At 61.6% G+C, this 12,114-nt stretch carries 11 protein-coding genes; 9 read left to right on the top strand and 2 right to left on the bottom strand.

Translation table 11 applies throughout. The features are described 5' to 3' along the window. Positions 1–22: 22 nt before the first annotated feature. A complete protein-coding gene (locus tag AB4O22_RS25635; protein WP_155252638.1) occupies positions 23–166 on the bottom strand; it encodes a hypothetical protein in 144 nt (47 codons plus the stop codon). On the opposite strand from AB4O22_RS25635, the gene AB4O22_RS25630 reads away from it, so the two are divergent. The 7 genes from AB4O22_RS25630 to AB4O22_RS25600 all read left to right on the top strand — a co-directional run bounded on the left by AB4O22_RS25630 (position 165) and on the right by AB4O22_RS25600 (position 9,160). After that, entirely contained in the window at positions 165–1,514 is a 1,350-nt protein-coding gene (locus AB4O22_RS25630) for a TolC family outer membrane protein (RefSeq protein WP_003196552.1), read from the top strand. The genes AB4O22_RS25635 and AB4O22_RS25630 overlap by 2 nt on opposite strands. A 37-nt stretch (positions 1,515–1,551) precedes the next feature. After that, positions 1,552–3,708, top strand: a complete 2,157-nt coding sequence (locus AB4O22_RS25625; protein WP_003196554.1) for a type I secretion system permease/ATPase — start codon at positions 1,552–1,554, stop codon at positions 3,706–3,708. Then, positions 3,698–5,065, top strand: a complete 1,368-nt coding sequence (locus AB4O22_RS25620; protein WP_003196556.1) for an HlyD family type I secretion periplasmic adaptor subunit — start codon at positions 3,698–3,700, stop codon at positions 5,063–5,065. Before AB4O22_RS25625 ends, AB4O22_RS25620 begins: the two co-directional genes overlap by 11 nt. A 387-nt stretch (positions 5,066–5,452) precedes the next feature. Further along, the gene (locus AB4O22_RS25615; protein WP_460097430.1) at positions 5,453–6,355 is read left to right on the top strand and encodes a TauD/TfdA dioxygenase family protein; all 903 of its coding nucleotides are present in this window, start codon (positions 5,453–5,455) and stop codon (positions 6,353–6,355) included. Positions 6,356–6,392: 37 nt separating this feature from the next. Continuing rightward, positions 6,393–7,415, top strand: a complete 1,023-nt coding sequence (locus tag AB4O22_RS25610; protein WP_460105876.1) for an ABC transporter substrate-binding protein — start codon at positions 6,393–6,395, stop codon at positions 7,413–7,415. Between the two features lie 5 nt (positions 7,416–7,420). Continuing rightward, on the top strand, positions 7,421–8,281 hold the full coding sequence (locus AB4O22_RS25605; RefSeq protein WP_003196562.1) for an ABC transporter ATP-binding protein: 861 nt from the start codon (positions 7,421–7,423) through the stop codon (positions 8,279–8,281). 12 nt (positions 8,282–8,293) lie between these two features. Further along, complete coding sequence (locus AB4O22_RS25600; protein WP_223472757.1) at positions 8,294–9,160, top strand: ABC transporter permease; 867 nt, start codon at positions 8,294–8,296, stop codon at positions 9,158–9,160. A gap of 155 nt (positions 9,161–9,315) precedes the next feature. On the opposite strand, the gene AB4O22_RS25595 is transcribed toward AB4O22_RS25600, so the two are convergent. Further along, positions 9,316–9,684, bottom strand: a complete 369-nt coding sequence (locus AB4O22_RS25595) for a DUF6124 family protein (RefSeq protein WP_460097428.1) — start codon at positions 9,682–9,684, stop codon at positions 9,316–9,318. 499 nt (positions 9,685–10,183) lie between these two features. Between AB4O22_RS25595 and AB4O22_RS25590 the strand changes: the two genes are divergently transcribed. Both AB4O22_RS25590 and AB4O22_RS25585 read left to right on the top strand, forming a co-directional pair. After that, complete coding sequence (locus AB4O22_RS25590) at positions 10,184–10,672, top strand: cell division protein (RefSeq protein ID WP_460097427.1); 489 nt, start codon at positions 10,184–10,186, stop codon at positions 10,670–10,672. Continuing rightward, positions 10,665–12,107 carry a TIGR01777 family oxidoreductase gene (locus AB4O22_RS25585; RefSeq protein WP_039013433.1) on the top strand — a complete coding sequence of 481 codons (1,443 nt, stop codon included), beginning with the start codon at positions 10,665–10,667 and terminating at the stop codon, positions 12,105–12,107. The genes AB4O22_RS25590 and AB4O22_RS25585 overlap by 8 nt, the downstream gene beginning before the upstream one ends. The last annotated feature ends 7 nt before the right edge of the window (positions 12,108–12,114 follow it).

Raw genomic sequence — 12,114 nt, 5'->3', positions numbered from 1 at the left:
CGAGGTAATGTCACATTGATATTTAAGCGGCGACCTGTTCTTTCAGTGCGTGTTCCAGCTCCTGTTTTGAACTTTCCGACATACGGTCATTCCGGTTGCCATCATCCGATGCAGCGCCACGTTTCGCTGTGATCCAAGACAAGTGTTTCAGGAAGAAATCCATCATGCGTCTGTACCTGTTCAAGGCTTTACCCTTTGCTCTCGCCGCCAGTTTCGTACAAGCACAAACCTTGCCGCAGGCCATGCAACAGGCGCTGGATGTCCATCCTGAAATCCAGGCTGGCGTGAACAGTCGCCTCGCGGCGGATTACCAACTCAAGGCGGCCAAGGGCGGCTACCTGCCTAGAGTGGACCTTGCAGCCGGATACGGCCGTGAAGGCACCGACAGCGTCACCACCCGGTCGGGCGGGACCAATCATTGGGAAACCCTGAACCGTAGCGAGTCGAGCCTGCGCCTGTCGCAAATGGTTTTTGACGGTTTTGCGACGTCCAGCGAAGTGGGGCGTCAGCAAGCCACCGTCAATGCCCGTGCCTACTCGTTGCTGGACGCGTCCGAGCGCACCGGGTTGACAGTGGCCCAGGTCTACCTGGACGTGCTGACCCGTCGCGAGTTCGTGCGCCTGGCCGAGGAAAACCTCAAGAGCCACGAGCGCATCTTCGACCAGATCAAGCTGCGTACTTCCCGCGGCGTGGGCAGCGGCGCCGACCTGGACCAGGCCGAAGCGCGCATGGCTCAGGCCCGCAACAACCTGATCACCGAACAAACCAACCTGGCCGATGCCGAGACCAACTACCTCAGCGCCGTTGGACAACTGCCCGATCAACTGGAACGTCCTGCTGATTTTCTGGCGTTGCTGCCGGCCAACCTGACCGAAGCCCGTGCCCAGATGCTGGAAAACAGCCCGGTGCTACGTTCGGCCGAAGCCGACATCGCCGCTGCCGAGCAGCAGTACGAAGCCGCCAAGTCGAGCTTCTACCCACGCTTCGACGCCGAGCTGGGCCGCACTGCCGACAACGACCTGGACGGCCAGAACGGTCACAACAATGAATGGCAAGCCATGCTGCGCATGCGTTTCAACCTGTATGCCGGCGGCAGCAACAAGGCGGACCTGGAATCCAAGTCGTACCTGTCCAACCAGGCCCTGGACATTCGCAACAACGCGCTGCGCCAGTTGAACGAAGAGCTGGGCCTGGCCTGGAACGCCTTGAACAACGCCAATGCCCAGGTGCCGGTCGCCCAGCAATACGTGGATCGCAGCGCTAACGTGCGCACCGCCTACCAGAAGCAGTTCAGCCTCGGCGAGCGGACCCTGCTCGACTTGCTCGACAGCGAAAACGAGCTGTTCAGCGCTTCCCGTCGCCTGGCGGAAATCAAGAATGTGCAGCTGTTCACCCAGTACCGGATCAAGGCAACCATGGGCCAGCTGTTGAAAAGCCAGGGTGTGGTCGCGCCGTTGGCATCGGTTGTGCAGAACGACATGAAGCCCAAGGTCCAGTTGCCTGGGATGAATTGAGTCCTACCACCCGTTTTAATCAGTCAGAGTGCCGAGCGTGGAATCAGAAGTCAGTCCAGTCGAACTAGTTCATGACCCGCGCACGCTGCACGACGACCCGCTGCTGGACGGCTTGCTGGCGCTCTGCATGCTGCATCAGAAGCCGGCCAGCGCGGCGATGCTCACCACCGGCCTGCCGCTGCCCAAGCAGCGGCTGAGCGTCGAATTATTGTCGCGCGCGGCGGCCCGTGCCGGTCTGCAAGGTCGGGTGCTGCAACGCAAGCTTGAGCAGATCCCGACCATCGCCATGCCAGCGCTGTTGTTGCTCAAGGACGGCCGCAGTGCCGTGCTGCTGGGCTGGGTTGGCGACGACCAGGCGCGGTTGCTGCTCAGCGAAAGCGACGGCGGTGAGGTGACCATCAGCCGTGAACTGCTGGCCGATGACTACAGCGGCAAGGTGTTCTTCGCCCAGCCGCAGCATAAATTTGACGTTAACCACGGCACGCTGATCCCTCGGGCGCGTTCGTGGTTTCGCGACACCCTCAAACGGTCCCGCTGGCTGTACGCCGATGCCATCGCGGCGAGCCTGCTGATCAACATCATCGCCATGGCCGCGCCGCTGTTCGTGATGAACGTCTACGACCGCGTGGTGCCGAACCAGGCCGAATCGACTCTGTGGGTATTGGCCGTTGGTATCACCGGCGCCTATGTCTTCGACCTGATCCTCAAGATGCTGCGCAGCCTGTGCCTGGACCTGGCGGGCAAGAAAACCGACCTGATCATCTCGGCGACGCTGTTCGAGCGCATCGTCGGCATGTCCATGAAATACCGCCCGGCGCGGGTCGGCAGCTTTGCCCAGAACATCCATGAGTTCCAGAGCCTGCGGGACTTCCTTGCTTCGCTGACCCTCACCAGCCTGATCGACCTGCCGTTCACCCTGCTGATCTTCATGGTCATCGCGATTATCGGCGGGCACCTGGTGTGGATTCCGGTGCTGGCGTTCCCGATTGCCCTGCTGATCGGCTATGCGCTGCAGAAGCCTTTGGTGGCGACCATGGAGCGAACCATGGCCTTGGGCGCCGAGCGCCAATCCAGCCTGATCGAAACCCTGGCCGGCCTGGACGCGGTGAAGGTCAACAACGCCGAGAGCGAACGCCAATACCAGTGGGAACAGACCATCGGCACCCTCAGCCGCCTCGAACTGCGGGTGAAGATGCTGTCCGGCCTGGCAATGAACATCACCTTGCTGATCCAGCAACTGGCCGGGGTGGTCATGATCGTCTTCGGCGTTTACCTGATCATCGCCGGTAGCCTGAGCATGGGTGGGCTGGTTGCCTGCTACATGCTCAGCGGTCGCGCCCTCAGCCCGTTGGCTTCGCTGTCGGGCCTGCTGACCCGCTACCAACAGGCGCGGGTGACCATGACGTCCGTCGACCAGATGATGGAGCTGCCCCAAGAGCGCAATTTCGACGAGCGCCCCCTGAGCCGCAAGGTCCTGCAGGGTGCCGTCGAATGCCGTCAGTTGAATTTCACTTATCCGAACCAGCAGAACCCCGCGCTGAAGAACATCAACCTGGTGATCAAGCCGGGCGAGAAAATCGGCATCATTGGCCGCAGCGGCTCGGGCAAGAGTTCCCTGGCCAAGTTGCTGGTGGGGCTTTACCAACCCGACGACGGCGCCTTGCTGGTGGACGGCGTGGACATCCGCCAGATCGACGTCAGCGAGCTGCGCTACAACATTGGCTACGTGCCCCAGGACATCCAGCTGCTGGCCGGTACCCTGCGGGACAACCTGACCTCCGGCGCCCGTTACGTCGAAGATGAACTGGTGCTCCAGGCCGCTGAACTGGCGGGCGTGCATGAATTTGCCCGCCTGCATCCGCAAGGCTATGAACTGCAAGTCGGTGAGCGCGGACAGAACCTGTCCGGTGGTCAGCGCCAGAACGTCGCCCTGGCCCGCGCGCTGCTGCTCAACCCGCCCATCCTGTTGTTGGACGAACCCACCAGCGCCATGGACAACACCGGTGAAGAACGCTTGAAACAGCGCTTGGCTGCCGTGGTGGAAAACAAGACCGTGTTGCTGGTGACGCACCGTGCATCCTTGCTGTCGCTGGTGGACCGCCTGTTGGTGATCGACCGTGGACAGATCCTCGCCGACGGCCCGAAAGCCGCTGTCATGGAAGCGTTGAAGAAGGGGCAGATCAGTGTTGCTTAAATCCGGTTTCAAGGGCGCGGTGGGCCGTTATTTCAAAGGTTCCGACTCGCTGCACGGCCAACCGCTGCCCGAGGTCAACAAAGCCCTGATCGAGGACGCTCCGCGGGTGGTGCGTTTGACGATCTGGGGCATCATCGGCTTCTTTGTGTTCCTGATGCTGTGGGCCAACTTCGCCGAGATCGACGAAGTGACCAAGGGCGACGGCAAGGCGATCCCATCGTCCAAGATCCAGAAGATCCAGAACCTGGAAGGCGGCATCGTCGCCGAGCTGTTCGTAAAGGAAGGGCAGATCGTCGATGCCGGCGCGTCGTTGATTCGCCTGGACGACACCCGGTTTGTCTCCAACGTCGGCGAAACCGAGGCCGATCGCCTGTCCATGCTGTTGCGGGTCGAGCGCCTGAGTGCCGAGGTCGACGACCGGCCGCTCAACTTCCCGGCCGATGTGCTCAAGGCGGTGCCGGGCCAGGCCGCCAGCGAGGAGTCGCTGTACCTCAGCCGCCGCCAGCAGTTGCACGATGAAATCGGCGGCTTGCAGGAGCAGTTGATCCAGCGCCAGCAGGAACTGCGCGAATTCGTGTCCAAGCAGGCGCAGTACCGCTCCGGCCTGGCGCTGCAACGCCAGGAAATCAACATGTCCGAGCCGCTGGTGGCACAGGGCGCGGTGTCGCCAGTGGAAGTGCTGCGGCTCAAGCGCGCCGAGGTCGAGACCCGTGGGCAACTGGACGCCACGACGTTGGCGATCCCGCGTGCCGAATCGGCGATCAAGGAAGTACAGCGCAAGATCGACGAGACCCGTGGCAAGTTCCGCAGCGAAGCCTTGACGCAGCTCAACGAAGCTCGCACCGACCTGAACAAGGCCCAGGCCACTGGCAAAGCCCTGGAAGATCGGGTGAGCCGGACCCTGGTGACGTCGCCCGTGCGCGGCATCGTCAACAAGTTGCTGGTGAACACCATCGGCGGCGTGATCCAGCCCGGCAGCGACCTGGTGGAAATCGTGCCGCTGGACGACACCATCCTGGTGGAGGCGAAAATCCGTCCTCAGGACATCGCCTTCCTGCACCCCGGCCAGGACGCCACGGTGAAATTCACCGCGTACGACTACACCATCTACGGCGGGATGAAAGCCAAGCTGGAACAGATCGGCGCCGACACCATCACCGATGAAGACAAGAAAACCACCTACTACGTCATCAAGCTGCGCACCGAACGCAGCCACCTGGGCACCGATGAAAAACCGCTGCTGATCATTCCGGGCATGGTGGCGTCGGTGGACATCATCACCGGCAAGAAAACCGTGCTCAGCTACCTGCTCAAGCCCATCATCAAGGCCCGGTCCGAGGCGTTGCACGAGCGGTAGCGCCCTGGTTGATCGTTGGTTGATCGTTCCCACGCTCCGCGTGGGAATGCCTCCTGTGACGCTCCGCGTCACGCTTTTCGGAACGCAGAGCATCCCTGGCTACATTCCCATGTGTGGGAGCAAAGCTTGCTCGCTAAACAGGCGCCTCGGATCGCGTGTTGTCTTCATCGCGGGCAAGCCTTGCTCCCACAGCGGTGCGGTGCAAAACTCCAGGTCATATCGTTATTCGTTAACGGTATTTAAATTACTGTTCTTATGCCTTTAAAGTCATCCCCCTGCGTACCTGCCGACCAATCGGCGCGCCGCACGACACAAACCAACACGGTAACGCCGTGAGTTTTGATCGATTGCGCGCCTGTTCAAGCGCGCTGTGCGTGGGAGTGATGTATGTCAGCCGTCTCTTATTCTCCAGATTCACTTATCGCGAACATTGCCCCGCAGTCGTTCGAAATCCGTCCGTTGCGCGATGCCGTAGGCGCCGAAATCGTCGGGCTGGACCTGTCCCGACCGGTCAACGACCAGGATTTCGCCCGCATCCACCGCGCACACCTGGACTATCACGTCGTGGTGTTCCGCGACCAACGCATCACCCCTGAACAACAGATCGCCTTCAGCCGCCGTTTTGGCGTGCTGCAGATCCATGTGCTCAAGCAGTTCCTGTTGGCCGGGCATCCGGAAATCCTCATCGTCTCCAACATCATCGAAAACGGCCAATCCATCGGCCTCGGCGATGCCGGCAAGTTCTGGCATTCGGACCTCTCCTATAAAGAACTGCCCAGCCTCGGCTCGATGCTCCACGCCCAGGAACTGCCGAGCGAAGGCGGCGACACGCTGTTCGCCGACATGCACAAAGCCTGGGACGCTCTGCCCGAAGCGCTGCGTAAAGCCGTGGAAGGCCGTTCGGCGGCGCACTCCTACACGGCGCGCTACAGCGAAACCAAATTCGAAGGCAACTGGCGCCCGACGCTCACGCCGGAGCAACTGGCCCAGGTCGCCGAAGTGGTGCATCCGATCGTACGCACCCACCCGGAAACCAGGCGCAAGGCGTTGTTCGTCAGCGAGGGGTTCACCACCCGCATCGTCGGTCTGCCGGAGGACGAAAGCGCAGCGCTGCTGGCCGAGCTGTATGCCCACAGCGTGCTGCCGCAGAACATCTATCGCCATCAATGGCAGCCCCATGACCTGGTGTTCTGGGACAACCGCTCGCTGATCCACTTGGCCGCCGGTTGCCCGAGTCATCTGCGCCGCAAGCTGTATCGCACCACCATCCAGGGCGACGCCCCTTTCTGATCGGCTGCGCCTCGCGCAAAGAGCCCGGAGAATCACCATGTCCAAACGCATTGCTTTTGCACCGCTGGCCGCCATCGGCCTGGGGTTCAGCTTGCTGGCCGGCAGCCTGGTCGCGCCGGCCAGCGCCCACGCCGAGGGCGAGATTCGTATCGCCGAGCAGTTCGGCATCGTTTACCTGTTGCTGAACGTGGTCCGCGATCAACAATTGATCGAAAAACACGGCAAACAGGAGGGCATCGAGATCAAGGTCGACTGGACCCAATTGTCGGGCGGCGCGGCGGTCAACGATGCGTTGCTGTCGGGCTCTATCGATATTGCCGGGGCCGGCGTTGGGCCATTGCTGACGGTCTGGGACCGCACCCGTGGCAAGCAGAACGTCAAGGCCGTGGCCTCCCTGGGCAACTTCCCTTATTACCTGTTGAGCAACAACCCGAACGTCAAGACCATCGCCGACTTCACCGAGAAGGACCGCATCGCGGTGCCGGCGGTGGGCGTTTCGGTGCAGTCGCGTTTGCTGCAATACGCCGCCGCGAAACAGTGGGGCGACAAGGACTTCAATCGCCTCGACAAGTACACCCTGGCGGTGCCGCACCCGGACGCCACGGCGGCGTTGATTGCCGGCGGCACCGAGTTGACCGGGCACTTTTCCAACCCGCCGTTCCAGGACCAGGCCCTGCAAAACCCCAACGTCCACGTGGTGCTCAATTCCTATGACGTACTCGGACCGAATTCGCCCACGGTGCTGTTTGCCACCGAGAAATTCCGCGATGAAAACCCGAAAACCTACAAGGCATTCGTCGAGGCGCTGACCGAAGCGGCCGAATTCGCTCAGAAGGATAAAGGCGCGGCGGCGGACACTTACCTGCGGGTAACCAAGGCCAAGATCGACCGGGCGACGTTGCTGAAGATCATCGACAACCCGCAGATCGAATTCACCGTCAGCCCGAAAAACACCTACCCGCTGGCCGAATTCCTCTACCGCGTCGGCGCGATCAAGAACAAACCGGCGTCGTGGGAAGATTATTTCTTCCAGGACGCCAAACCGCTGCAGGGGAGCTGATTGTCATGAACGCGCTTTTGCAAGGCCACGCGGCCAGCAACCCCACTTCCACCGGCACCGCGTTGTTGTCCGTGGATAATGTCAGCCTTGAATACCGCACCCCGCAGCGGGTGGTGCGGGCCACTCACCAAGTGAGTTTCGAAGTCGATCCGGCGGACCGTTTCGTACTGCTCGGCCCATCGGGCTGCGGCAAGTCCACTTTGCTCAAGGCCATTGGCGGCTTCATCACGCCGTGCGAAGGCGAGATTCGTTTGCAAGGCCAGACTGTCAGCGCGCCGGGACCGGATCGGATCGTGGTGTTCCAGGAGTTCGATCAACTGCCGCCCTGGAAAACCGTGAAGCAGAACGTGATGTTCGCGTTGCTGGCATCCGGCACGCTCAAGCGTCGCGAGGCCGAGGAGCGGGCACTGCACTATCTCGACAAAGTCGGCCTGGCGGCGTTTGCCGATGCCTACCCACACACCTTGTCCGGTGGGATGAAGGCCCGCGTCGCGATTGCCCGAGCGCTGGCGATGCAACCGAAAATCCTGCTGATGGACGAGCCCTTCGCCGCCCTCGATGCCCTGACCCGACGCAAGATGCAGGAAGAGTTGCTGCTGCTTTGGGAAGAGGTGCGTTTCACCCTGCTTTTCGTCACTCACTCCATCGAAGAAGCGTTGGTGGTGGGCAATCGCATCCTGCTGCTGTCACCGCACCCAGGAAGGGTACGGGCGGAAATCCACAGCCATCAATACGATCTGCACAGCCTCGGCGGCGTGGGGTTCCAGCACACGGCGCGGCGGATTCATCGGTTGCTGTTCGATGAAAGCCAGTCGCCGGAAATCGAGCGTGAGCTGGATTTCACCGACATCCGCATCGCGTATTAAGGGGAGCGTTCCATGAGCCAGTTATCGCCTGCGCGCGAAGAGTACGAAGTCGATCTGCAACCCCTGACCCACGTGCCACTGGAGCGCGAGTTGCCCTTGGGCCAGCGCCTCTGGCAACAGGGTTGGTTGCGCAAAAGCCTGATCCTGTTGCTGCTGGCGCTGGTGTGGGAGGGCGTGGCCCGATACCAGAATAACGACCTGCTGCTGCCGAGCTTCTTGCAGACCGCCAGCGCGTTGTACGACGGTTTGCTCAGCGGCGAGCTGCTGGGCAAGGTGTGGATTTCTTTGATAGTGCTGCTCAAGGGCTACCTGCTGGGGATCGTCCTGGCGTTTGGCTTGACCACGCTGGCGGTGTCGACCCAGTTCGGTCGCGACTTGCTCAGCACCCTGACGTCGATGTTCAATCCATTGCCGGCCATCGCCCTGTTGCCGCTGGCGCTCTTGTGGTTTGGCCTGGGGCAGAACAGCCTGATTTTCGTGCTGGTGCATTCGGTGCTGTGGGCACTGGCGTTGAACATGTATTCGGGGTTTCTCGGTGTGTCGGAAACGCTGCGCATGGCCGGGCGCAACTACGGGCTCAAGGGCCTGCGTTTTGTGCTGTTCATCCTGATCCCGGCGGCGCTGCCGTCGATCCTCGCCGGGCTGAAGATCGGCTGGGCCTTCGCCTGGCGTACCCTGATCGCCGCCGAGCTGGTGTTCGGCGCCACCAGCGGCAAGGGCGGCCTGGGCTGGTACATCTTCCAGAACCGCAACGAGCTGTACACCGACAAGGTCTTTGCCGGGTTGGCGGTGGTGATTCTGATCGGGTTGCTGGTGGAGAATCTGGTGTTCGACAGTCTGGAGCGGGTGACGGTGAAGCGCTGGGGGATGCAGCGTTGAGTCATTCTTGAGTGCGTGGTTGCAGGGCTGACGTCATCGCGAGCAAGCTCGCTCCCACAGTGGGGTGGTGTTGTGTCTCGATATTGGGTTCGACACAAAACCCCTGTGGGAGCGAGCTTGCTCGCGAAGGCAATCCTCAATTCACCACAGGCCTGTCAGCCCGCCGCCTGAACCTCCAGCCGATCCATCGCCCTTTCCACCAGCAAATGCACCCCATCGGCCATCCGGCTGATCGCCAGGATGACGCTGCGGCGCGAACCGTCGACATCATCGGCCAGGTCGGCGGCGATGGCGCTGATGGACAGCAGGTCTTCGGAAGCATTGGCCAGCAGGGTTTCGGTGTCGATGTCCGGGGCGACCATGAAGAGTTGGGATGCTTGGGTTTTGCCCGAGGCTTCATCGCTAGGTTTGGGGTTGAGGTAGTAGTCGGCGCGCTCGGCGGCTTCGTCGAGTTTTTTGGATTTCGAGGATTTGTCGGACGTGTTGCCAGGGTTTCCTGGCGGATTCGGAGTTACCTTGAACATGTTTTGGCTTCCTATTCAATCAGAGCCGCCCTAGCTCGCTTGCACGCGATATAAGGGTGGCAGCTATGTGAGGGTGTGCAAGACCGAGTAGGAACCACCAAAAAAACCTCGGCAGACCCGAAGGTCTCCCCACACACAGCCGCCATAAAACACGGGCACGAATGCTCATTAAATGGCTGGTGGCATTATTTGGCGTTCTTTTACCCGGACTTGCACGTCCGTGTCACCGTTTTTTCAGTGACAAACCCAGACTAGCGGTGAGCCCCCGAGCCGAACAAGTTCACCAACGTCGCCACAACTTGAAGGAAATCTCCTAGGACGTTGCTGTACGCAAGCAGCACACCGCTCCGCTGGGCTGCACTCGACAGCTCCTACACAGCTCCTACGGTCCAGAGGGCGGTGTGACATTTCGCTAAATCCCCACGCCACAATTAGCCAAGTAAAGCCCTCTCCATTTCCTTTAGACTGGCCGCCCTCAAGCAAGCCTTCAGGACATGGAATGCCACCCCCTCACAGTCCCCTTCGCAAAGCTCTGGTCGTTTGGTTATATGCCGCCGCACTGGCGCATCTGCTCGCCGGCGTCACGCTGACCTGGGCCGGTCATTCGGGCTTGCTCGACGGTTATCTGCAGAACATCGAGCAGGCGTTCTGGGGCGCCAATGCCGTGCCCGCGACGGCCCGCGCGCAACAGGTCTGGTGGCTGGCCTTGTTCGGCGCCACATTGCAGAGCTATGGGCTGTACATGCTCGCCCTCGTCCATATCGGCAATCGCCTGAAGAGCGCCATGCCGTGGGGCTGGTTAATCGCCGGCATCCTGCTCTGGGCGCCCCAGGACATGCTGATTTCCGCCCAGGCACGGGTCTGGTCCCACCTATGGTTCGACAGCCTGGCTCTGCTCGTTTTATTGCCGCCGCTGTTCTGGCTCTATCGCCACGACCGCCGCACCTCCCTGACTGACAACGCGTCGAGTGATTCAAACCATGCCTGACTTTTCACTGCTGGACTGGGCCATCACCCTGCTGATTGCCCAGGCGATCCTCGGTGCGCTGGATACCCTGTACCACCACGAACTCACCGTCGCCTTGCCCTATCGCCACAGTGCCCGGCTGGAGCTCTCCATCCACGCCCTGCGCTCGTGCTTCTACGGGATCCTGTTCCTGGGCATGGCGCACTTGGCCTTCGAGGGGACTTGGGCGATCGTCATTGCGTTGCTGTTCGCACTGGAGATCGGCCTGACGCTCTGGGATTTCGTGGTCGAGGACCGTAGCCGCAAGCTGCCCGCCATCGAGCGCATCATGCACACGGTGCTGGCGGTCAACGGCGGGGCCTTCTTCGCGCTGTACGGCGTGCAACTGGCGCAGTGGGCGAGTTTGCCCACCGGCCTGAGCGCGATCGACCTGGGCTGGCGCGGTTGGCTGCTGACATTGTTTGCCATCGGGGTCACGGTCTCGGGGATTCGCGACGGGTTGGCGGCCTTGCGCATGCAGCGCGCGGGCAAACCCGCCAACCCGTTTGCCGGTGGTGCCTACAAGCGCGTGCTGGTCACGGGTGGCACCGGGTTTATCGGCGAGACGCTGGTCAATCAATTGCTCGACGCCGGGCACACAGTCAGCGTGCTGGCTCGCGATCCATTGAAAGCGGCCTATCTGTTTGATGGCCGCGCCCGTTGCCTGCGCTCCCTGGGCAAGCTGGGTCATGACGAAACCTTCGATGTGGTGATCAACCTGGCGGGCGCACCGGTGGCCGGGCCGCGCTGGAGCCCCGCGCGCCAGGCGCAACTCATCGCCAGTCGGGTCAATACCACCGAAGCCTTGATGACCTGGTTGAAAAACGCCCGGCACAAACCGGCGCTGTGGATACAGGCGTCGGCCGTCGGTTTTTATGGCGTGCGTGACGCTAGCGAAAGTCTTGATGAAAGCGCCACCCAGGGCGATGGCTTCATGGCTGAACTCTGTGTGCGTTGGGAAGCCTCAGCCCGGCCCGCCACCGAGTTGGGTGTGCGGCAGGTGGTGATGCGCCTGGGCGTGGTGTTTGGCCCGGGCGGTGCGTTGTTGCCGTTGCTGATTCCATTTCGCCTGGGGTTTGGCGGGCGGATGGGTGACGGTCGGCAAATCATGAGTTGGGTGCACCGCGACGACGTGATCCAGGTGATCGCCCGGGCCTTTGATGACGAAAGCCTGAGTGGCACCTACAACCTGGTGGCGCCAGAAACGGTCAGTCAGGCGCTGTTCGCCGAAAGCGTCGGCAAGGTGCTCAAGCGCCCGGTGTGGTTCCACATTCCCGCCGCGCCGGTACGTGCTTTGGCAGGCGAAATGGCTCAGTTGTTTTTCGACGGCCAACGCGTGCTACCAAGTCGTCTCGTCGAGGCGGGCTATACCTTCCGTTACCCGACGCTTGACGCTGCCCTACGCGACCTGGCCTGAGGAGCGC

It is taken from the genome of Pseudomonas sp. S3_B11, from assembly GCF_054667715.1.
The sequence above is the reverse complement of the archived record's forward strand: the minus strand, read 5'-3'. Positions and strand labels throughout refer to the sequence as shown.